General features: G+C 68.8%; 20 protein-coding genes. 7 read left to right on the top strand and 13 right to left on the bottom strand.

Features of this window, described 5'->3' with window-relative positions:
• Nucleotides 1-38: 38 nt before the first annotated feature.
• From AWB94_RS31440 to AWB94_RS31430, 3 genes are all read right to left on the bottom strand, one after another.
• Nucleotides 39-1,169, bottom strand: a complete 1,131-nt coding sequence (locus AWB94_RS31440) for a nitronate monooxygenase (RefSeq protein ID WP_062657026.1) — start codon at nt 1,167-1,169, stop codon at nt 39-41.
• 216 nt (nt 1,170-1,385) lie between these two features.
• Nucleotides 1,386-2,138 carry an HAD family hydrolase gene (locus tag AWB94_RS31435; protein ID WP_234811952.1) on the bottom strand — a complete coding sequence of 251 codons (753 nt, stop codon included), beginning with the start codon at nt 2,136-2,138 and terminating at the stop codon, nt 1,386-1,388.
• Between the two features lie 5 nt (nt 2,139-2,143).
• Nucleotides 2,144-3,229 (bottom strand): NAD(P)H-dependent amine dehydrogenase family protein, encoded by a 1,086-nt coding sequence (locus AWB94_RS31430; protein WP_062657028.1) that lies wholly within the window; start codon nt 3,227-3,229, stop codon nt 2,144-2,146.
• Between the two features lie 103 nt (nt 3,230-3,332).
• Between AWB94_RS31430 and AWB94_RS31425 the strand changes: the two genes are divergently transcribed.
• The 4 genes from AWB94_RS31425 to AWB94_RS31410 all read left to right on the top strand — a co-directional run bounded on the left by AWB94_RS31425 (nt 3,333) and on the right by AWB94_RS31410 (nt 8,599).
• Nucleotides 3,333-4,091 carry a glucose 1-dehydrogenase gene (locus AWB94_RS31425; RefSeq protein ID WP_062657029.1) on the top strand — a complete coding sequence of 253 codons (759 nt, stop codon included), beginning with the start codon at nt 3,333-3,335 and terminating at the stop codon, nt 4,089-4,091.
• Nucleotides 4,092-4,206: 115 nt separating this feature from the next.
• On the top strand, nt 4,207-6,963 hold the full coding sequence (locus AWB94_RS31420) for a glycoside hydrolase family 2 protein (protein WP_307188172.1): 2,757 nt from the start codon (nt 4,207-4,209) through the stop codon (nt 6,961-6,963).
• 110 nt (nt 6,964-7,073) lie between these two features.
• Nucleotides 7,074-7,307, top strand: a complete 234-nt coding sequence (locus AWB94_RS31415; RefSeq protein ID WP_062657030.1) for a hypothetical protein — start codon at nt 7,074-7,076, stop codon at nt 7,305-7,307.
• The gene (locus tag AWB94_RS31410; RefSeq protein ID WP_062657031.1) at nt 7,304-8,599 is read left to right on the top strand and encodes a competence/damage-inducible protein A; all 1,296 of its coding nucleotides are present in this window, start codon (nt 7,304-7,306) and stop codon (nt 8,597-8,599) included. The genes AWB94_RS31415 and AWB94_RS31410 overlap by 4 nt, the downstream gene beginning before the upstream one ends.
• 42 nt (nt 8,600-8,641) lie before the next feature.
• Here AWB94_RS31410 and AWB94_RS31405 read toward each other — a convergent pair whose 3' ends face one another.
• Nucleotides 8,642-9,556, bottom strand: coding sequence for an alpha/beta fold hydrolase (locus tag AWB94_RS31405; protein ID WP_062657032.1), 915 nt, complete (start codon nt 9,554-9,556; stop codon nt 8,642-8,644).
• A 268-nt stretch (nt 9,557-9,824) separates the two neighbouring features.
• Between AWB94_RS31405 and AWB94_RS31400 the strand changes: the two genes are divergently transcribed.
• Nucleotides 9,825-10,142, top strand: a complete 318-nt coding sequence (locus tag AWB94_RS31400; protein WP_062657033.1) for a hypothetical protein — start codon at nt 9,825-9,827, stop codon at nt 10,140-10,142.
• A gap of 13 nt (nt 10,143-10,155) precedes the next feature.
• Here the strand turns inward: AWB94_RS31400 and AWB94_RS31395 are convergent, their stop codons facing one another.
• Nucleotides 10,156-11,619: an amidase gene (locus AWB94_RS31395; protein WP_062657034.1), complete on the bottom strand. Its 1,464-nt coding sequence runs from the start codon at nt 11,617-11,619 to the stop codon at nt 10,156-10,158.
• A gap of 43 nt (nt 11,620-11,662) precedes the next feature.
• The gene (locus AWB94_RS31390) at nt 11,663-12,049 is read right to left on the bottom strand and encodes a hypothetical protein (protein WP_062657035.1); all 387 of its coding nucleotides are present in this window, start codon (nt 12,047-12,049) and stop codon (nt 11,663-11,665) included.
• A 127-nt stretch (nt 12,050-12,176) separates the two neighbouring features.
• Here AWB94_RS31390 and AWB94_RS31385 point away from each other — a divergent pair, with 127 nt between their 5' ends.
• Nucleotides 12,177-12,833, top strand: a complete 657-nt coding sequence (locus AWB94_RS31385) for a GNAT family N-acetyltransferase (protein ID WP_062657036.1) — start codon at nt 12,177-12,179, stop codon at nt 12,831-12,833.
• Between the two features lie 3 nt (nt 12,834-12,836).
• Here the strand turns inward: AWB94_RS31385 and AWB94_RS31380 are convergent, their stop codons facing one another.
• Nucleotides 12,837-14,006, bottom strand: coding sequence for a hypothetical protein (locus tag AWB94_RS31380; protein ID WP_062657037.1), 1,170 nt, complete (start codon nt 14,004-14,006; stop codon nt 12,837-12,839).
• A gap of 185 nt (nt 14,007-14,191) precedes the next feature.
• Here AWB94_RS31380 and AWB94_RS31375 point away from each other — a divergent pair, with 185 nt between their 5' ends.
• A complete protein-coding gene (locus AWB94_RS31375) occupies nt 14,192-15,052 on the top strand; it encodes a LysR family transcriptional regulator (RefSeq protein WP_062657038.1) in 861 nt (286 codons plus the stop codon).
• Here the strand turns inward: AWB94_RS31375 and AWB94_RS31370 are convergent.
• The 6 genes from AWB94_RS31370 to yaaA all read right to left on the bottom strand — a co-directional run bounded on the left by AWB94_RS31370 (nt 15,042) and on the right by yaaA (nt 20,298).
• Nucleotides 15,042-15,584 carry a pyridoxamine 5'-phosphate oxidase family protein gene (locus tag AWB94_RS31370; protein ID WP_062657039.1) on the bottom strand — a complete coding sequence of 181 codons (543 nt, stop codon included), beginning with the start codon at nt 15,582-15,584 and terminating at the stop codon, nt 15,042-15,044. The two genes, AWB94_RS31375 and AWB94_RS31370, sit on opposite strands and share 11 nt — an antisense overlap.
• 1 nt (nt 15,585) lies before the next feature.
• Nucleotides 15,586-15,996, bottom strand: a complete 411-nt coding sequence (locus tag AWB94_RS31365) for a tautomerase family protein (protein ID WP_062657040.1) — start codon at nt 15,994-15,996, stop codon at nt 15,586-15,588.
• An 11-nt stretch (nt 15,997-16,007) separates the two neighbouring features.
• On the bottom strand, nt 16,008-16,994 hold the full coding sequence (locus tag AWB94_RS31360; protein ID WP_062657041.1) for an NAD(P)H-dependent flavin oxidoreductase: 987 nt from the start codon (nt 16,992-16,994) through the stop codon (nt 16,008-16,010).
• A 92-nt stretch (nt 16,995-17,086) separates the two neighbouring features.
• Complete coding sequence (locus AWB94_RS31355; protein WP_062657042.1) at nt 17,087-18,457, bottom strand: WS/DGAT/MGAT family O-acyltransferase; 1,371 nt, start codon at nt 18,455-18,457, stop codon at nt 17,087-17,089.
• A gap of 45 nt (nt 18,458-18,502) precedes the next feature.
• Nucleotides 18,503-19,468 (bottom strand): esterase family protein, encoded by a 966-nt coding sequence (locus AWB94_RS31350; protein WP_062657043.1) that lies wholly within the window; start codon nt 19,466-19,468, stop codon nt 18,503-18,505.
• 80 nt (nt 19,469-19,548) lie between these two features.
• Nucleotides 19,549-20,298: a peroxide stress protein YaaA gene (gene yaaA / locus AWB94_RS31345; protein WP_062657044.1), complete on the bottom strand. Its 750-nt coding sequence runs from the start codon at nt 20,296-20,298 to the stop codon at nt 19,549-19,551.
• Between the last annotated feature and the right edge of the window lie 184 nt (nt 20,299-20,482).

Here is a 20,482-nt window from a genome sequence, read left to right as displayed (position 1 = left end):
ACGGAGGCCGACGGGATTCGCGGTCTGGGGCTACCTCGTCACACCGAGGCTGCTTCGTTGATCTCATTCAGCGTGCTGGTCGCCTCGAGATATTCCTGCACCCAGCGTTCGATGACGGTGGAGGTCTTCTCGACCTTGGTGAACTGGCCCACCACCTGGCCGATCGGATTGAAGGCCACGTCGATGGTCTGGTCGGGGTACTTGTGCGTGGCGGCCACCGCCATACCCGACACCATGTACTGCAAGGGCATGCCCAGCGGCTCGGGGTTGCCGGCGGTCTGCCAGGCGTCGGTCCAGTCGTTGCGCAGCATCCGGCACGGCTTGCCGGTGAAGGAGCGGCTGCGCACGGTGTCGCGGCTCGTCGCCTTGGCGTACGTCGCCTGTTGCACGGGGGTGTTCTCGGCTTCTTCGACCATCAGCCACTGCGAGCCGGTCCAGGCGCCCTGTGCACCCATGGCCAGCGCCGCAGCGATCTGATAGCCGCTGCCGATACCGCCGGCGGCCAGCACCGGACGCGGCGCGACCTCCTTGACCACCTGCGGCCACAACACGATCGAGCCGACCTCGCCGCAGTGGCCGCCGCCCTCGCCACCCTGGGCGATGATGATGTCGACATCGGCCTCGGCGTGCTTGCGGGCCTGGGCGGGCGAGCCGCACAGCGCCGCGACCTTACGCCCGGATTCGTGGATGTGCTTGATCATGTCGGCCGGTGGGGTCCCCAGCGCGTTGGCGATCAAGGTGACCTTGGGGTGTTGTAACGCGATCTCCACCTGAGGAGTGGCCGTCGCCTCGGTCCAGCCGAGCAGCTGCAGAGCGTTGTCGTCGAGGTCTCCGGTGGGGACGCCGTGGTCGGCCAGCAGCTTCTTGGCGAAATCGAGATGCTCCTGGGGGACCAGCGCGTTCAGCGTCGACTTCAGCTCGTCGGCCGACATGTTGGCGTCCATGCCCTCGTACTTGTTGGGGATGACGATGTCCACGCCGTACGGGTGATCACCGATGTGTTCGTCGATCCAGTTGAGCTCGATCTCGAGCTGTTCGGGGGTGAAGCCGACGGCGCCCAGCACACCGAAGCCGCCGGCCCTGCTGACCGCGACGACGACGTCTCGGCAGTGCGTGAAGGCGAAGATCGGCACGTCGATGCCGAGTTGGTCACAGAGGGCGGTATGCATGCCTTCTCCTTGAAGAACGAGCGCGGGCGGACGACTGAAACGTGTTCTAGTTTAGGGGATGCCCCCGGGTGTCGGGCAATGCCCCATGCCGTCCGGAATCGGCTCGGCCCACGACAGATGGCGAGAATGCCATTACCGCCCTCGGGTAGTGCGCTTAACAGGTCGTGAAGTCTGCGTGCGCCGACTGCGGGCACGGCCGACGGACGGTGCGGGTCGTCATCCAGTCGCGCGGCGCCGCCGCAGCGCGACCCAGCGGCGGCCCTCATCGGAGCTGACCCGCAGGATCGGCCAGCCGCGTTGCGCGGCGGCCGCAGCCAGGCCCGGCCGCGGGTTGACCGCGTGCGGATGGCCGACGGCTTCCAGCACGGGCAGATCCTCGGTGCCGTCGGAGTAACCGAAACTGCGGCTCAGATCGATACCGTGCGCGGCGCTGAACGCCAGGACGGCGCGGGCCTTGTTGCGGCCCCAGATGATCGGTCGCACGATCTGCCCGGTCAGCCGCCCGTCGTCGTCGGTGTCGAAGTGATTGCACAACACGTCGGCGATGCCCAGATGCCGGGCCACCGGCTCGGCGTGCATCGTCAGCGCAGACGAACTCATCACCACGGTGTGACCGCGTTCCTGATGGGCCGCCACCACCTCGCGCATGACCGGGAACAAGCGCGAGACGGTGTGCCGCTGGAACAGCTGCTCACCGAGTTCTTCGAGATCGGCCAGCGAGTCGCCCATCAGGTAGCCCGCGGCGCGCTGCAGCAGCCGCTCGAACTCCATCCGGCCCAGCTTGTACCTCACCGAGGCCTCGATGATCCCGGTCAACTCGCCGAACTTGGCCTGCCGGTTGCGGAATCGGTGCCCGGCATGCACGGTCGCGGTGAAGCCGCGGACCAGGGTGCCGTCCAGATCGAAGAAGGCGCCGACCGTCGGTCCTGCGGGTGCGCTGCGGATCTGGGCAGTCGGGTCGGCGGGCACGCCTCCTATTCTGCGTGCTGTGCGTACACCAAGCCCTGGCCGGTGCCCAGCGGCAGGTCGAGGGTGGTGCGGATGCCCGGTGGCGCGGCCACCACCTCCGGGATCGCGTTGACGATCCGGCCGGCTGCGGCGAGGATCGCCGCGTAGTTGTGGTCGCCGCGGCTGCTGGTCGGGCAGATGTCGACGACATAGGACGGTTCCCCGGTGATCTCCACCCGATAGGACCCACCCGGCTGCGCGGGCTGGGCCCAGTCCGGGCGCAGGTCCTCACGCACCCGCGTGACGTGCTCGACGACGATCACCGGCCGTCCGCCGACCATGCCGTTGATCTGGAAACGCATCGCCGCCACCGTGCCTGCGGCGATCACGCCGGTGGCGACCTCCATATCTTCGGGTGCGGGGGCCAGTTCGTAGCTCTCGGTGATCTCGTCGACCTGCACGCCAAGGCCCGCGGCCAGCATGGTGATCGCGGTGCCCCACGCGGCGCTCAGGATGCCGGGATAGAACAGCAGGCCGGGGCGATCCATCGGATTGCCGAAGCCCATGACGACCGACATCACCTCGGTGCCGTCGTAGGTGGCGTAGTCGGCGATCTCCATCGTCTTGATCTGGTCGATGCGCTGGCAGGTGCTGGCAATGGCGAACGGCACCAGGTCGGTGGCGAATCCGGGATCCACCCCGGTGATGAACACACTCGAATTGCCCTGGCGGGCAGCCTCTTCCACCCGGTCGATGGCCCTGGCCGGCATGGCGCCCCACGGGTATTGCAGCCCGCCCGGCGCCGAGCCGACCACATTGACACCGGCTGACAACGCGGCGGTGACGTCGCGGGTGGCCTCGACCGGTCGGGTGTCGCCCATGGCGCAGTAGACCAAGCAATCCGGTTTCGATGCGAGGACGGCGTCGAGCCCTTCGGTCGCGGTGATGCCGGTGGTGACGTCCAGACCGGCCAACTCGCCGGCATCCCTGCCGACCTTGTCCGCGCTCGACGTACCGACCGCGACCAGGTCGAACCGGGGATCCTCGATGAGCTGGACGAGGGCCAGCCTGCCGCAGTTTCCGGTGCCGACGAGTGCCACGCGAATGGCCATACAAATCTCCTCAGAATGTGTGGTCTGATCGCAGTATGAGCGGTTCGCGCCGAAATTGGAACAGGTTCTAATTCCGCCCGGATGTGCGGTAGCCTCACGCCCCATGGGACGCGTGGACGGCAAGGTTGTACTGATCAGCGGCGGTGCCCAGGGCATGGGTGCCGCCCACGCCAGGGCGCTGGTGGCCGAGGGCGGCAAGGTGGTCATCGGCGACATCCTCGACGAGCCCGGACAGGCGCTGGCCGACGATCTCGGTGCGCAATATCCCGGGTCGGCGCGCTACGTGCACCTCGACGTCACCCAGGCCGACCAGTGGGATGCCGCCGTCGCCACCGCCAACGAGGCCTTCGGCGGGCTGACCGGGCTGGTGAACAACGCCGGCATCGTCGCGCTGGGCAAGATCGGCAAATTCGACATGACGCAATGGCAGAAGGTCATCGACGTCAACCTCACGGGCACCTTCCTGGGGATGCAGGCCGCCGTCGGCTCGATGAAGGCGGCCGGCAGCGGCTCGATCATCAACGTGTCCTCCGTCGAGGGATTGCGCGGTGCGCCGATGGTCCATCCCTACGTGGCGTCCAAGTGGGCGGTCCGCGGCCTGGCCAAGTCCGCTGCGCTGGAACTCGGCAGGCACAACATCCGGGTCAACTCGGTGCATCCGGGCTTCATCCGCACCCCGATGACCGAACGCTTTCCCGAGGACATGGTGACCGCGCCGCTGGGCCGGCCGGGCCAGTCCGAGGAAGTTGCCGCCTTCGTGGTGTTCCTGATCAGCGACGAGTCCTCGTTCGCCACCGGAGCCGAGTTCGTGGTCGACGGTGGACTGGTCACCGACGTGAATCACAAGGACAACGTCTTCTGACGAGGTGAGGGTCGCTCCCCGGGCCGCCCGCTGACCCGGCCGCCAGGCACAATGTGGTGTCGGCCGATCGGCCGGCGCCACATCAGGCACCGAAGGGAGCGGCACCATCGGGGCTTTGAAGCGTCGTACCGCCCTGTTCAGCGTCGCCCTTCTGTTGCTCGTGCTGCTGCTCGGTGCCGCCGATTTCGCATCCTTCGCGCGGCCCGAACCGCCGGCCACCACCACCGAACTGGCCACGGGTTGGAAACTGGTGTCGGCTAGAGGCCTGCCCGCCGACGGCCGGGTCATCTCGACACCCGGCTACCGGGATGACGGCTGGCACACCGTGACGCACATGCCGGCGACCGTGCTCGACGTGCTGCAACGGGACGGCACCTATCCGGACCTGTACTACGGCACCAACCTGGCCGACAAGGTGCCGCAGGATCTCTATCAGCAGGACTGGTGGTACCGCACCACGTTCGACGCCCCGGCCGGCCACAGCAACTATCAGCTGCAGTTCCCCGGCATCAACTACCGCGCCGAGATCTGGCTCAACGGCCACCTGGTCGCCGACAGCAGCCAGATCGTGGGGATGTACACCGCACACCAGCTCGACGTCACCCGGTGGATCCGCAGCGGCTCGAATGTCCTTGCGGTGAAGGTGATTCCGGAACGCGCGCTGCAGGATATCGACGGCGTCGAGCTGGCCGACAGTTGGTACGACTGGATCAACTGGCGTTACCTGGGTTACCAGGGGCCGGGCAAGAACCCCGCCAACGGCAACTCGTTCGTCCCGGATCGCAACGCGGGCATCTTCAAACCCGTCTACCTGCGCACCGCGGGTGCCGTGGAGATCGGTGATGCCACGGTCAACACCGAACTGCCGCTGCCCAGAACGGATTCCGCGCGCCTGACGGTGTACGCGAACGTGCACAACTCGTCGGACCGGCGGGTCAACGGTGCGCTGCGAGCCACCATCAGCCGGCCGGGCAAGCCCACGATGACCGTGGAGCAGCCGGTCACACTGTCCCCCGGGGAACGTCGCGAACTGACCTTCAGCCCGGCCCGCTTCGCCGAGCTGACCGTCGAACATCCCGACCTGTGGTGGCCCTACACCATGGGCGATCCGAGCCTCTACGACCTGAAACTGGACTTCCGCCAATACAACCGGGTGATCGATACCAGCACCCAGCGGTTCGGCATCCGCACCATCACCCAGCACCGCGACACCGATGAGCAGTTCCCCGAACTGGGCTCGGGCGGCAGTTTCTACCTCACCGTCAATGGCAGGGACTACCTGATCCGCGGCGCGGTGTACACCCCCGATCTGCTGTTCGACGACGACCCGGACCGGGAGGACGCCATCCTGCGGTACGCCAAAGATCTGGGCCTGAACATGCTGCGGTTGGAGTCCAAGATCCCGGGGGAGCGACTCGTCGAACGCGCAGACGAGCTGGGCATCCCGCTGATGGTCGGCTGGATGTGCTGCAACCAGTGGGAGAAGTGGGACCAGTGGGATGACGAGGACCGCGCCGTGGCCCTGGACAGCCTGCGCTCACAGATCCTGATGCTGCGCTCGCATGCGTCGGTTGCGATCTGGGCCAACGGCAGCGACGGGTTGCCGCCGCAACCGTTGCGCGGCCAGTACCACGCCGTGCTGCGAGACCTGCACTGGCAGAATGCGGTCGTCGACACCGTCTCTTCGTTCGGGCACGACGACGACCAGGGCCGACCGCAGTGGGACGGTATCCATATGGCCGGGCCCTACAGCTGGCGGCCGCCGAGCTACTGGTTCAGCGGCCGGTACGGGGCCACCCGCGGCGCCAACGCCGAGCAGGGCGACAACGAACACATCCCGCCGTTGGCCAGCCTCAAGGAGTTCATCCCGCCCGACAAGCTGTGGCCCATCAACGACGCCTGGTCCTTCCATGCCGGGTCCAACCCCGGCAACGCGTCGCTGAGCAGCATCCAGCGCGCCATCAACCGCCGCTACGGGCCGTCCTCGAGCGCCGAAGAGTTCACGCGCAAAGCCCAACTGGCCCATTACGAGTCGACTCGCGCACAGTTCGAGGCGTTCGCGGCCAACGGGTGGGCCAACCACAAGATGACCATCTACTGGATGCTCAACAGCCACTGGCCGTCGTTCTTCGGCAACATCTTCGACTACTACCTGCGCCCCGGCGGAGCCTATTACGGGGCCAAAGCCGGTCTGCGCCCGCTGTCGCTGGTGTTCGACTCCTACGCCGGCGGCAACCACAGCACGGCCGAGATCAAGGTGGTCAACCAGACCCCGCGCGACGTGTCGGACCTGCGGGCCCGGGTGCGGGTCTACGACCTGGCCGGCCGGGTGCGCGACGACCGCACCGTCGACGGGGTGGCCGTCGGCGCCGGCGGGGCGCACACCGTACTCACGCTCCCGCGCGAAGCCCGCGACTCCCGGGTGTTCTTCGTCAGGGCCGAATTGCTCGACGGCGCAGGCAAAGTGGTGTCCCAGAACGTGTACTGGCAATCCCAACAACCCGATGACGTCGGGGATCCGGCCAACGACACCGCCTTCGAACTCAGGCAGGTCAGCTGGGCCGATATGACGCCGCTCAACTACCTGGCCAAGGCGCCGCTGCAGGTGAGCGCGAAACGGACCGGTGACCGCGAGATCGCCATCAGGCTGCACAACCCCGGCAAGCAGATCGCGTTCTTCGAACGCGCCGAGATCACCGGCGCCCCCGACGGGGACGAGATCCTGCCGGTGGAGTACACCGACAACTACGTGACGGTGTTCCCCGGCGAGACCGTCGACCTGAGCGGCACCGTGCTGGCGCCCGGTGAGCGGGGCAATTATGTGCGGGTGACCGGCTACAACACCGCTGCAGTGGTGGTGCCGGTCGGCTGAGCCGGAGCGGTGGGGCAGGATTGACGGCGGCCCCCCCTTCAGGGCGAGCGGAGCGACGGAAGAATCCTCCGGGGAGCAGCCCTCGGCGAGCGAAAGTAGGAGATCGACACATGTCTGAGGCCAAGACCGAAGGTAACCGGCGCGACCAACTCGCCGAGCTGACCGCGCAGCACGGGTGGTCGCGGCGCATCGCCGACCGGGTGGACGTGTACGTCCGCGGTGCGACGAGGATCCGGGTGATCTGGGCCGGAGACGATCTCAGCGGCGGCTCGCGGTACCAGGACGACATCATGGAGCAGTACTCACGCGAGGCCGACACCGTCCAGGGCTGGCTGACCCGGTGAGCGCGCGCGCCGGCATCGTCGTCACCGGCACCGAGGTGCTGACCGGGCGGATCCAGGATCTCAACGGCCCGTGGCTGGCCGACCGGCTGCTGGAACTCGGGGTGGAACTGGCGCACATCACCATCTGCGGCGACCGCGCCGACGACGTCGAGGCCCAGCTGCGTTTCCTGGCCGCCGAGCGTGTCGACCTGATCATCACCACCGGTGGCCTCGGTCCCACCGCCGACGACCTGACGGTCGCCACCGTGGCCCGGTTCTGCGGTGTCGAGTTGGTGCTCGACACCGAGTTGGAGGCCCGGATCGCGGCGATCCTGCGCACTCTGATGTCCCGGCGTCCCGCCGGCGATACGGACTTCGACGCGGTGCTGGCCGCCAATCGCAAGCAGGCGCTGGTGCCCGCCGGAGCCGAGATCCTGGAACCGGAGGGCACCGCGCCCGGCGTCGTGCTGGACGGACCCGCCGACGGCACACCCGTGATCATTGTGCTGCCCGGTCCGCCCCGCGAACTGCAGCCCATGTGGTCGCGGGCCATCGCAACCGCGGCGGCCCAGCGCGCGATCGCCGGGCGCACCGAATACCGGCAGGCCACCGTGCGGATGTTCGGTCTGGCCGAGTCCGGCCTCGCCGACGCCTTGCGGGAAGCCCAGACTCGCATCGCCGGATTCGACGGCCTGGAGATCACCACCTGCCTGCGCCGCGGTGAGCTGGAGATCGTCACCCGCTACGAGCCCGGGGACGACGACACCTACCGCGCCCTGGTGGATTTCCTGGCCGAGCGCTACCCGCAGGAACTGTTCTCCGCCGACGGCTCCCTGATCGACGAGCAGATCGCGGCGCTGCTGTCCGGGCGCACCATCGCCACCGCGGAATCGTGCACGGCGGGGATGCTCGCCGCGCGGCTGGCCGACCGGGCCGGGTCGTCGGCGTATCTGGCCGGCGGCGTGGTGTCCTACTCCAACGAGGCCAAGGTCGAGATGCTCGGAGTGGACGCAACGCTCATCGCCACGCACGGCGCGGTGTCCGAACCGGTGGCGATCGCGATGGCGCGCGGTGCCCTGCGCCGATTCGAGGCCGATACCGCGGTGGGCATCACCGGTATCGCCGGGCCCGGCGGCGGATCCGCCGAGAAACCGGTCGGCACGGTGTGTTTCAGCGTGGCGTTGGCCGGGCGCGACCCGTTGGTCCGCACGCTGCGGCTGCCCGGCAATCGCAGCGACGTCCGGGAACGCGCCACCACCGTGGCGATGCACCTGCTGCGCCGGGAACTGCTCGCGTATTCCGCTAGCGTCTGACCGCGCCGAACCCCGAAAGTTCTGTCGGCGCAAGCCGTTCGATCATCGATGACCGTCGCGGTTCCAGATCTCCAGCATCGTGCGCAGTATCTCCTCGGCGCGGCCGAGCCCACCCAGGTGGCTTTCGCCGGGCAGTACGGTCATCGTGGCGTCGGGCAGCAGGCTCACCGCATGCCGGCCGTGGTCGAACGGCACGATGTGGTCCTTGTCGCCGTGCCACCAGTGCACCGGGACTTTCACCTCGTCGAGTCGGAACCCCCAATCCCGGACGAACGCGATGACGTCGGCGAACGGTGCGGCGAGTTGCTTGCGGCTGCCGTTGAGCAGGTCGTCGAGGAACATCGCCTTGAATTCCGGGCGGCTGAGCAACCGTCGATCGCCTTCCGGGGACAGCCGCGCGTAGAGCTCCAATGCCGGGGAGGCCACCGGGCCGAGGAACCTGATCAGGGTGCCGGCCACCAACCGGATGGGCAGCCCGGCCACCTCGAGCACCGGGGCCACCCGGGATCCCAGGTCCATCAGCCCGCTGCCGATCGCGTCCGGCCCGACGTACGGTGCCACGCCACCCAGCACACCGGCCGCCACCACCCGCTCGGGCATCGCCGCCGCGGTCGCCAGGGTGTAGGGGCCGCCACCGGACAGGCCGACGACCGCGAAGTGGTCGATCCCCAAGGTGTCGGCGATGACGCGCAGGTCCCCGGCGAACGCGAGGACGTTCGGGTACTGGTGCGGCGTGGACGAGCCGATGCCTGGACGATCCACCCCGATCAGCCTGATTCGTTCCAGTTCGGCGTAGGCGCGGGCCTCGGCGGGAATCTGCCTGCGCGCACCGGGTGTGCCGTGCAGCCAGAAGACGGCGCGGCCTTGTGGATCGCCGAATTCGGCAAACCCGATCTGACGGTCGGCGCTGACCGCGATGTTGCCCTCCAGTTTGGGCCGGGCAATGGGAGGAACCATGCGCCGAGTGTGTCATGCGTCATCCGGCGAACCCAATGCTGGTCGCCGTCATTGCTGGCGGGCCGCGGTTCGGCAGGGCGGGCGGTGTCGGTGCGTCTGGTCAACCCGAAACACCGCGAGATCCTCATACCGTTACCGAATCGGCTGCCCAACCGTTTTATACGTGGGACATACCGGCGGCACAGCAAAAAACAATCTGCCACTTCGACACTCGTATCCCGGGCGGCCCGACGGCGGGTCCCCGCACCGAACTGACACAGGAGTGACGATGAATCTCAAACGAATTGCCGGTGCCTCGGCGTTGACCGTCGGTATCGGGCTCACCGGATTCCTGGGCCTGGGCACCGCCACGGCCGATCCCGGACCTGGGCCGTGCGGGCCGCAGCCTGGTGCGTGCGATGACCACGGCAGGGACGGCCGGGGGCCCGGCGGCGCGCCGCAGGATGACTGGGGGCACCGCGGTATCGACCAGGGCAGGCAGGATCATCAGCCGTTCAACTGGAACGGTCAGCGGGTGAGCCCGGTGTGGGACGACAACCACCACGGCTGGGGCTTCTGGTTCCTCGGCATGTGGATTCCGTTGTGACGTGCCGCCGTGGTCACCGACCGGCCCACACCGGCGGGCGTCGGTCGGCCCACGGCACGGTCGCCTCGAGTTGGGCGGCCAGCTGGAGCAGGATCGTCTCGTCGGGCGCCATCAGCTGGATACCGATCGGCAACCCGGTCGACGTGGTGGCCAGGGGGAGCGAAATCGCAGCCCAGCCGGTCACATTCGCCAATGCCGTCCAGCCGGTGGTGGCGAATTCGACGTCGAAGAATGCCCGTGTCGTGCCGCGCGGCTGGTCCAGCAGGGCGTACGGCGGTGGTCCGCTGAGCAGCGTCGGGACCAGCAGCACGTCATGACCGTCCACACCCGCCACGAAGCGGCGGGTCTGGCCGTGCACGGTGGCGATCGCGTTCGCGTAGTCCACTCCGGTGGTGGTGAAACCTTCCCGCACCATCACCCAGGTGCTCGGCTCGAACTCGTCCTCGCGCGGGGCGCGGCCCAGATGGGTGCAGGCCAGTGCGTGCAGTTGCGCGTTGCTGACCGTGTGCAGCACCGCGATGGCGTCCGCCACTGCATCGGAATCGATTGCGGGCGAGCCCGATTCGACGTGATGTCCCAGGCCGGCCAGCTCGTGCGCGGCGGACTGGACCGCCGCGACGACCTCCGGGTCGGTCGGTGGTCCCGGAAACGGTGACGCGGTGGCGACCATGATGCGCTGCGGCACCGGAGTCTGGGCGATGGCCTGCAGGTAGGACTGAGCCGGGGGCGGGGCAGCGTAGGGATCGCCGGGCGCCCCGCCCCCCGCCACGTCCAGCAGGGCGGCGCTGTCCCGGACGGTGCGCGTCAGCGCATGCTCGTTGACCAGGCCCTCCAACCCGTGCCCGGCCGACGGTGCGAACGAGGTGCGGCCGCGCCGCGGTTTCAGCCCCACCAGACCGCAGCAGGAGGCCGGCACCCGGATGGACCCGGTGCCGTCACCGCCGGATGCCGCGGGGACCACCCCGGCGGCCACCGCGGCCGCCGATCCGCCGCTCGAACCGCCCGGCGTGATGTTCGGTGCCCACGGATTGGCAGTGCGTCCGAACAATGACGGTTCGGTGGTGCAGTGGTTGCCCCATTCGGGTGTGTTGGTCTTACCGAACACCACCAACCCGGCCGCCAGGTACCGCTCGACGATCCACGCCGATTCCGCGGCGACGTGCGTGCGCAGGGCGCGTGATCCCATCGCCTCCGGCGCGCCCGCCAACGACGCGCCGAGATCCTTGAGCAGGAACGGAACTCCCGCCACCGGACCGCTGTCGCCCCCGCGGAGCGCCCCGTCGGCGTCCAGTGCCGCGGCCTGGGTGCGGCCCCGCTCGAACAGATCGGCGATCACGGCGTTGAGTTCGCGGACCGACTCCAGCCGCAGGATCGCCGCGTCCAGCAGGTCGGTAGCCGAGAGTTCACCGGCCGCGACGAGCGCCGCCTGGCCAACGGCATCGATCGCGGCGAGTTCCTCCGCGGTGTGTGCATCCATGGCCGTCCATCCTGAGGTGCCGATCACCGGGCGGCAACTGGACCTAGAAGGGGATGACGCTTTCGCTGTTGAGGGCGTGCCAGGACCGCCGGCACATGCCGACGGCCCGCTTGCGCAGCCGCCACTGCGCCGACTTGATGTGGTGCCCGGCTGCCTGGTCGGCCATGTGGTGGACGAATTCGGAATCCAGCAGTGCGTAGCCGCCGTCGATGCGCTCCCAGAGGCCGGCCAGCCACAGTTCGATCGCGGCCTCGGTCGCATTGGGCACGATACGTTCCAGCGCGATATCGGCGATGAATTCCGGGTGCCGGGTGTGCACGCTGTGTGCCACCGCCAGCACGTGCAGGCGCAGGGCCGCGCGGGTGATGTGGGCGCCGCCCGGGCGGGCGCGCAAGGTCTCGGTTTCGGCGCAGACCGCTTTGTCTCGCATGCCCTGACTATAGCGTTTACCTGCCTGAAACATGAATGGCGCGGCCGTGGGGTCCGGCGCGGGGGTGGCGCGGCTGTACGAGCAGAAGCGGCCAGCCAAGGCGTGATGCTGGTCTAGGCTTGCGGGCATGACCGATATGGATCGAGCCGCAGCCCGTCGTGATATCGCCGATGCCTTGGTGAAGGCACTCGATCGCCGGCACGAGGTGCTCGACGTCATCGTCGACGCCCAGAACCGGGACGCCGCGGTCGACGCCATCGCCGCGCTGCTGGGCACCACCCATGCCGGCGGTGAAGCGGTGATCGGGTTGTCCTTCGATCAGGTCACCAAGGAATCCCGCCGGATCATCGCCGAGGAACTCGACGACCTCAACAGCCAGCTCACCTTCACCCTCAACGAGCGCCCGGCGTCATCGGCGGAAACCCTGTCGCTGCGCGCTTTTTCGGGTAGCGACGACCGGGACATCTTCGCAGCCCGGCTGCAGGATCAGGGTGCGGCCGGTGATGGTTCCGGGGCGCCGGCGGGCAACCTCGACGACGAGATCGCCGCCGCGCTGGGCCGGGTGGACGCCGAGGACGCCGCGTGGTTTGTCGCGATCGAGGGCGACCAGAAGGTCGGCCTGGTGTTCGGTGAGCTCAAAGGCCACGAGGTCGATGTACGGATCTGGATCCATCCCGAGCATCGCAAGAAGGGTTACGGCACTGCGGCCCTTCGTAAGTCGCGATCGGAGATGGCGATCTACTTCCCGGCGGTTCCCGTCGTGGTCCGCGCCCCCGGCGCCTGACGCTCAGCCGTCTTCGGGGCGGCCGTCATCCCACCCCGCGCGAGCCGGGGTGACCTCGTGGTGGGTGCCGCCGGCGCCCGCCGCCCACGCCGTACCCGCACACACCAGATCGTGCGGCAACGCCAATTCGGTCGGCAGGACCGGCAGGCCGGGAACCGAGGGAATGGCGATCGGCGGTGGCGGGGTGGCCGCCACCACGGCCGGCGCCGATGCCAGCATGGGGATCACGCTGCTGGCGGCGTCGATCGGTAGCCCGACGGCGACCGGCGGTGCCACGCCCGCCGGCACCGCGACGGCCGCGGCTTCCGCGGGAGCCGCGGCGGCGTCCACGGGTGCCGGCGGAAGTGCTTCGGCCGGCGCTGCGGGCGCCACGGCCTCCACGGCCTCCACGGGCGCGACGACCGGGGCTTCCACTGCCGACGGCGCCGGTTCGACGGGTGCCGACACCATGGGTGCGGCCTCCACGGGCGGGGCCGGGGCGGCGGTGTCGGCCATCGGTGGCGCCGGGGCCACCGCGGCGGCATCGACCACCGGGAACGCCTCGGCGATCGGTACCGCGTCGGCAACCGGAGCGACCGGGACTGCGTCGGCAACCGGAGCGACCGCCTCGACCAGTGGGGCGGACATCGGAACAGATTGTGCCGCAAGTGGTATCGGTACCCCGAGTGGAACGGGCGGAACGGCCGCAGGCGCCGCAGGCCCCGCGAGTGGGGCCGACACGGGGGCCGCGGCAGGTGCGGCCGCGGCGGCCACCGGAGCCGCCTCGACCGCGACCACATCGGCGACCGGCGCCGCCACTATCGGGGCGGCTTCGACCGGTACCGCGGCCACCGGCACGGCGTCCGGTACCGGGGTTACCGCAGCCACCGCGCTTTCCGTTGTCACCGAAGCGGTTTCGGCGGCCGATTCGAACACCGGCGCAGGCGGCGCAGGCGGTGCGGCCGGTGCGGGCGGCGGCGGTGGGACAGCCTCCGGCGGGGACGGGGCTGCGGCACCCAACGTTTGCGGGATCACCTCGGGAGATGCTGCCAGCTGCTGCACCATATCCAGGCACGGAACGCCGGGGCTGGATTCCACATCGGCGATCGCGGCCGGGCTACCGATGAGCACCGCCCAGTACAGACCGGCCGTCGCCACCGCGGTCAACGCGGTGCGATTGGTGGCGTGCGTCATGGACTCCCGGTTCTCCTAGAGGCGGCGACAAGGGAGAACCTATCGTGAAACCGAATTTGCACAAGCCGCCGATTTGGCGGATACCGATCCGATATGCAGCAGTGTCAAACTTGTGATGCGGCAATCGGTTCCACCGGGCCGTGACACGTCGACTCCGGTCCGGCCGCCGGGTGTACGCTGCGGGGATGGACGTGGAGGTGCGCCATCTGCGGGCCATGGTCGCGCTCGCCGACCATGGCACACACACCGCCGCCGCGGCCGCTCTCGGCGTCAGCCAGCCCACGTTGTCCAGGACCGTGCGGCAACTGGAATACCGCTACGGTCGGCGCTTGGTCGTCGGCGGCAGTTCCGAATTCACCGATGACGGGCTGGCCGTCGTCGAGCGGGCGCGACGCATTCTGGCCGAGTTGGCCGCCCTGGACCGCGACCTCACGTCCCACGGTTCGGTGCAGCTGGGTTTCGCGTGGTTGTTGCCCGACGAGTGGTTCCGGCAGGTGCGCGACGCGATGCGCGACCGAGACGTCAGCGTGCAGATCCGCCGGCTCGACGACCCGCTGGCCGCCGTGGTCAACGGCGATGTCGACGCCGCGCTGCACCGCAACGTCCTGCGCAAGCCGCCCAGCGGCATCAGCACCAGGGTGATCGCGCACGAACGCCGGGTGCTGGCGGTCAGCCGGCTCGATCCCGAACTGGCCAAACGACGTTCGGTGCACTGGGCCAAGATCCCGGACCGCCCGGTGGTGGTCAATACGATGTCAGGTTCCACCACCGCGGACTCGCTGCCGCGCTCGGATGCCCGCCGTGCCGTGGTGGAATGTCGCAACTTCGACGAATGGCTCGAACTGGTGGCCGCCGGATCGGGCATCGGCATCGTGCCCGAAATCTGTATGCATCGGGTGGTACACCCCGAGATCCGCTATATCCCGATCCCCGACGCTCCGGTCACCCAGGTGGGGCTGGCGTGGCGCTCGACCCCACCGCCGTCGCGCGTCGCCCGCGCCTTCCTGGACACGGCCATCGCCCTCGGCCGTTCCGCTATGGGCTAGCCCGATCCTCCCGGGCCAGGCGCAACCGTTCGCGTATGGACTCCTCGCCGTATTTCACCGGGATGTTCCTGCGGCAGTTGACGTCCACCGCCTCGACGGTGACGACGATGTGCCGTTGCCCGTGCTCTTCGTCGATGCGGGCGCGGCCGAAAACCTTGGCCCTGGTGCGGGTCGGGTAATCGATGAAGAACAACGCGATCCTGGGGTTGGCATCGAGGTTGCCGAGCGTGACGTACTGCTGGTTGCCCGGGTAGTCGGGAAAGACGATCGTCGACGGGTCGGGCACACGGACGAATCCCACCGGCCCACCCCGGTGTTGCAGGTACGGCCACCCGTCGGGGGTGACCGTGGCGACGAAGAACGAGTCCGTGGTTTCGATCAGCCGCGTGAGCCGTCCGCTCAGGGTGTCCGGGTCGCCCTCGTCACCGGGCGGCGGACGCAGCCGGCCGTAACCGGTGATGCTGCCCGCGGCCCGCTGCCGGGCGGCGACGCCGGGGGAGAAGGCGATCGCCCCGTACCGGGTGCCCGCCATGTCAGCTCGCGCTCGACGGGACGGCGAGTTCACCGGTGAGATACTGGGCCTTGCCGAAGCCGAACGACCAATCCTGCGCTCCGTTCTCGGTGATCCCGACGAAGACGTCGCGCCCGTCGACGCCGACCCCGGCCAGGCGCTCGGCGATCCGGGCGAACAGGTCCCGTTTGGTGGTATCCGAGCGGCCCGCCTGCGTGAAGATGTGGATCATCACCACATCGGGTGAGCGGTCGAAGCCCAGACCTGCGTCCAGAGCCACGATCTCGCCGGGCCGGTGAGTGGTGACAATCTGGAAGCGGTCGCGCTCCGGAATGCCGAGCACGTCCACGACGGCACGATGAACGGCGTCGGCGATGGCCCGGATCTGTTCGGGGGTGCGGTGGTCGACGATGTCGATGCGAACCAAGGGCATGGCGTATCCCTTCAGCCGACGGTCACGGCGGCGGCGCCCGCCGGACTCAAGATGGCGGTCGCCGTGCTCACCATGTCCTCCATGATGTCGGCGGCCGAACGGATTTCGGTGATCTGACCGATCGCCTCACCGGCGATCGCATTGGCCACGGTGTAGTCCTGTGCCAGCACGGCGGCGTCGAACAGGTCGGCCTGGGCGGCGATATCGGTGCGCAGTGCAGGCTCCTGCCCGTGCCAGCGGGTGGTGAACTCGTTGCGCAGCACGCGGCCGGTGTAGGGGGTGGGCCAGGACTTTCCGCGGACGATGTCGAAGGCGGATTGACGCACCGTGGCGTCCCCGTCGGCACGCAGCCCCTGTATCTGGGCGGTGTGCGGCACGGCCGCTTCCGTCGCGGCCCAGAAGCGGGTGCCGACCAGTGCCCCGTCGGCGCCCAGCGCCAGCGCGGCCGCCAGGCCGCGACCGTCGGCGACGCCGCCGGCGGCCAGCAGCAGAACCTCGGGGGCCGTCGACTGCAGCAGGTCGGCGATCTCGGGCACCAAGGTGAACGTCGACCGCGCCGCGGTACCGTGGCCGCCGGCCTCGCCGCCCTGCGCGGCGATGACGTCGGCTCCGGCCGCAATCGCCTTGCGGGCCTGTGCAATATCGTGCACCTGACAGATCAGCGGAATCCCCGCGGCGTGGATCGCCGGGGCGTGCGGCGCGGGATCCCCGAACGACAGGAAGATCGCCCGCGGTCGGTGCGCGATCGCCGCATCGAGCAGTCCGGGTTGTTCGGCCATCGACCAGGTGATGAATCCGACCCCTACCCGTTGGGTCGGTAGGTGCCGGAATTGTTCGTCGACCCAGTCCTTGTCGCCGTAGCCGGCGCCCAGCAGGCCCAGCCCGCCGGCGTCCGCGACGGCGGAGGCCAGCCGCCAATCCGCGACCTCGTCCATCGGTGCGAGCACCACGGGGTGGGCGATGCCGAACATGTCGGTCAATCGAGTGTGCAGTGTCATACCGCCGACGGTAGGCACCGTGCGTTGGGCTGTAAAAGTGCAATTGTGCATGGCACATACGTGCCACGTATGGTCGCTCGTACGGCCCGGTGCTACGCGCCGACGGCCTTCTCCAGTGCGGCCAGCGCATCTTCCAGGTGGCCCAGCAGGCGCTGCAGATGCGGCACGCTGCGCCGGCACCCCACCAGTCCGAAGTCCAGGTTGTCCGCATTGTTGGTGAGCGTGATGTTCAGCGCCTGGCCGTCCAGTGCGATCGACAGTGGATAGTTGCCGTCCAGCCGGGCGCCCTGCCAGTACATGGGCTCGCGGGCACCGGGCACGTTCGAGATGACGACGTTGAACGGGGGCGGGGTCGACGACACCACGCCGGGAATCAGGCTGAGCGCCATCCCGGACATCAGGAATCCGGACAGGGCCAGTGCCTGCAGCCGCGGCAGCTCGGCGAACACCTTCTTGTTGTCGCGTGTCGACGCGCTGATGGTCTGCAGGCGGGTGATCGGGTCGGCGATATCGGTTGCCAGGTTGCACAGGATGGTCCCCACCATGTTGCCGCCGGCGTCCTGCTCGTGCTCGCCGCGCAGGCTCACCGGAACCATTGCCACCAAAGGGGTTTCGGGTAGTGCCTGCTGCTCCTGCAAGTAGGCGCGCAAGGCGCCTGCCGACATCGCCAGCACGACGTCGTTGACGGTGGCGCTGTCGACGGCGGCCTTGACAGCCTTGATCCGCTCCAGCGGCCAGGACTGGGCCGCGCATCGGCGGGCCCCGCCGATGGGTACGTTGAACATCGTCTTCGGGGCTCGAAACGGCAGGGTGAGTTGCTGTTCGACGAGGGCGGCCCTGGCCAGCGACACCGCCGACGGCGCGATTCCGGCGAGCGCGCCCGCGGTGCCGGTCACCGTGCGCAGCACGGCCGATGCCGGGTTGGCAGCCGCGCCCGTCCGTTTGCGCGGCGGCAGTGCCCAGGGCACCCGGACCTCCCGGTCATCGGGATCGGCCGAGAGGGTGCGGATCATCAACCGCTGGGCCGAAACCCCGTCGAGCAGGGAATGATGGATCTTGGTGTACACGCCGAAGCGTCCGTCGTGCAGACCTTCGACGAGGTAGGCCTCCCAGAGCGGCCGGTGCCGGTCCAGCAGCGTGCCGTGCAGGCGTGAGGTCAGTTCCAGCAGCTCACGCACCCGGCCCGGACGCGGTAACGCCGACCGGCGCAAATGGTAGTCGATATCCACTTCGTCGTCGAAAGCCCAACTGAGGTTGGAGATTCCGCCGAGCACGCGGGCCGGGTGCTTGCGGAAGGTGGGCTGGAACTCGTCGCACTTGGCGATCGACTCGTACAGGTCGGTGACGAACTCCGGCCCCGCACCCTCGGGCGGACGGTACAACTGCAGCCCGGCCACATGCATCGGATGCTCGCGCGACTCGCCCAGCAGGAACATCGCATCGGTCGGCGAGATGAGCTTCATGCCGGTAGACGCTACCCATCCGGGCAGGGGTCCGACGTGGTTTGCTCAGGCCGCCGGGACGGCGCCCAGTACCCGCTGCAGATCGGGTTTCATCGCCTGTAGTTGCGCCCCCCAGTAGCCCCAACTGTGCGTGCCGTCGGGGGGAAAGTTGAACACACCGTTGCGACCCCCGGCGGCGACATAGCGCTGCTGGAACTCCTTGTTGGTGCTCAAGGTGATGTTCTCCAGGAACTGCGCGCTGTACAGGCCGCCGAAATCGGAACCGGTATCCAGGTCCGACGGCGCGCCGTTGCCGCAGTACACCCACACGGCGGTGCCGTTGGCCGCCAAGGTGGCGACGTTGACCATCGGGTCGTTGCGCCGCCAGGCCGGATCGGTGCTCTGCCCCCACATGTCGGTGGCCCGGTACCCGCCGGCGTCGCGCATCGCGACGCCGATCAGCGTGGGCCACAGTCCCAGCGAGGGATTGACGAAGCCGGACAGCGAGCCGGCGAAGATGAACTGGGCCGGATGCCAGATCGCCAGCGTCAGCGCCGAACCGCCCGACATGGACAGCCCGACGACCGCGTTGCCGACGGGGCTGATTCCGCGGTTGGCGGCCAGCCAGGTGGGCAACTCCTGGGTCAGGAACGTCTCCCACTTGTAGGTGGTGGTGCCGGCGTTGCCCTTGGCGGGTTGATACCAGTCGGTGTAGAAGCTCGACTGCCCGCCGACGGGCACCACGAGGGACAGTCCCGACCGGTTGAACCAGTCGAACACCGGGGTGTTGATGTCCCAGCCGCTGAAGTCGTCCTGGGCGCGCAGACCGTCGAGCAGGTACACCGCGTGCGGGCCACCACCCTGGAAACCCACCGGGATGTTGCGGCCCATCGACGGTGACGGGACCTGGAGCAGTTCGACGGGACCGCCACCGCTGGAGAAGGCAGCGGCGTTCGGCGCGCCGACTGTCACGAATCCGGCGAGCAGCACTGCGGTGGCCAGCAGTCCCAGGACGCGGCGGAGCAGGGGCATGTACCGCAAGTTAGCAGCCGGACCTGATCATCAGCCCTGCCGACGCGGGCCGTGATCACGTTGTGATGTAACGGTTTAACTCAGGCCGGGACCACGATGGTCAGATCGTTGCCCGAGCGTTCCACCACCATGCCGGCCCGGCGGGCGATGGCCGCGACCTTGCCGGCGTCGTCTGGTTCGGCCCGGCTGGAGACCAGCGCCCGCGCCAGCCTGCCCTTGTGTGCCTTGTTGAAATGGCTCACCACGGTTCGTTGACCGGCGCTGTTCTCCGACACCACATCGACCGAGACGGCGCCGGGCAGCCGGCCCAGTGCTGCATACGATCCCGAGCGCAGGTCGACGACGAGTTCCTCGGCGGCGATCCCGGCCAACACGGGTTCCAGGACCGGGCGCCACCGGGCGGCCAGGGTGGGCCGGCCGGGCAGTTTGGAACCGGCGGACAGGCGGTATGCGGGTATCGGGTCGTCGGCGCGCAGCAGACCGAACAGGGCCGATCCCACCGCCAGGCGCTCGGTGGCCCGGGCCGCCGCCGTCCCGCGTAGTGAGCCGATGTCCAGTGCGTCGTACAGCACACCGGTGTACCGGTGGATGGCCGGAAGCGTCGCCGATGTCAAAAGTGCTGCGTTGCGCTCGATCTCGCCGTCCTGGGCGGCGGTGATCCCCAGTGCCCGGCGGCAGGCCGCGCGATCGGCCGAGGACAGGGTGACGAGTTCGTCGACCAGGTCGCCGCGCAGTGGGTTCAATTCGGGGGAGTGCAGTGCCTCCAGCTTCAGCGGCGGGCCGTCACCACCGGCGCGTTTGGTCTCCGACGGGGGCAACAGCACGATCACCGCACAGAGGGTAGTCGAGTCGATCATCGGGCCGCCTCGGTGCGGCCGGCGGGCGCGACATCACCGAACAGCGCCCCCGGCGCGTCGATCGGTAACTGTCGTCATTCGGCTCTTCATGATTGAGGGTGTAGAACGGTCAGCTGCTGTCGGCCTGTGATTGGGGTGTCTGGTTGGCTGGGTGTGT

The organism is Mycolicibacterium canariasense (assembly GCF_002101555.1).
Taxonomy (GTDB): domain Bacteria; phylum Actinomycetota; class Actinomycetes; order Mycobacteriales; family Mycobacteriaceae; genus Mycobacterium; species Mycobacterium canariasense.
The sequence above is the reverse complement of the archived record's forward strand: the minus strand, read 5'-3'. Positions and strand labels throughout refer to the sequence as shown.

Bases quoted from the DNA above. Each gene is read 5' to 3' on its own strand.
- AWB94_RS31440 (WP_062657026.1), bottom strand. From the start codon at position 1,169: ATGCATACCGCCCTCTGTGACCAACTCGGCATCGACGTGCCGATCTTC.
- AWB94_RS31430 (WP_062657028.1), bottom strand. From the start codon at position 3,229: ATGGCCATTCGCGTGGCACTCGTCGGCACCGGAAACTGCGGCAGGCTG.
- AWB94_RS31425 (WP_062657029.1), top strand. From the start codon at position 3,333: ATGGGACGCGTGGACGGCAAGGTTGTACTGATCAGCGGCGGTGCCCAG.
- AWB94_RS31415 (WP_062657030.1), top strand. From the start codon at position 7,074: ATGTCTGAGGCCAAGACCGAAGGTAACCGGCGCGACCAACTCGCCGAG.
- AWB94_RS31405 (WP_062657032.1), bottom strand. From the start codon at position 9,556: ATGGTTCCTCCCATTGCCCGGCCCAAACTGGAGGGCAACATCGCGGTC.
- AWB94_RS31400 (WP_062657033.1), top strand. From the start codon at position 9,825: ATGAATCTCAAACGAATTGCCGGTGCCTCGGCGTTGACCGTCGGTATC.
- AWB94_RS31395 (WP_062657034.1), bottom strand. From the start codon at position 11,619: ATGGATGCACACACCGCGGAGGAACTCGCCGCGATCGATGCCGTTGGC.
- AWB94_RS31390 (WP_062657035.1), bottom strand. From the start codon at position 12,049: ATGCGAGACAAAGCGGTCTGCGCCGAAACCGAGACCTTGCGCGCCCGC.
- AWB94_RS31385 (WP_062657036.1), top strand. From the start codon at position 12,177: ATGACCGATATGGATCGAGCCGCAGCCCGTCGTGATATCGCCGATGCC.
- AWB94_RS31380 (WP_062657037.1), bottom strand. From the start codon at position 14,006: ATGACGCACGCCACCAATCGCACCGCGTTGACCGCGGTGGCGACGGCC.
- AWB94_RS31375 (WP_062657038.1), top strand. From the start codon at position 14,192: ATGGACGTGGAGGTGCGCCATCTGCGGGCCATGGTCGCGCTCGCCGAC.
- AWB94_RS31370 (WP_062657039.1), bottom strand. From the start codon at position 15,584: ATGGCGGGCACCCGGTACGGGGCGATCGCCTTCTCCCCCGGCGTCGCC.
- AWB94_RS31365 (WP_062657040.1), bottom strand. From the start codon at position 15,996: ATGCCCTTGGTTCGCATCGACATCGTCGACCACCGCACCCCCGAACAG.
- AWB94_RS31360 (WP_062657041.1), bottom strand. From the start codon at position 16,994: ATGACACTGCACACTCGATTGACCGACATGTTCGGCATCGCCCACCCC.
- AWB94_RS31355 (WP_062657042.1), bottom strand. From the start codon at position 18,457: ATGAAGCTCATCTCGCCGACCGATGCGATGTTCCTGCTGGGCGAGTCG.
- AWB94_RS31350 (WP_062657043.1), bottom strand. From the start codon at position 19,468: ATGCCCCTGCTCCGCCGCGTCCTGGGACTGCTGGCCACCGCAGTGCTG.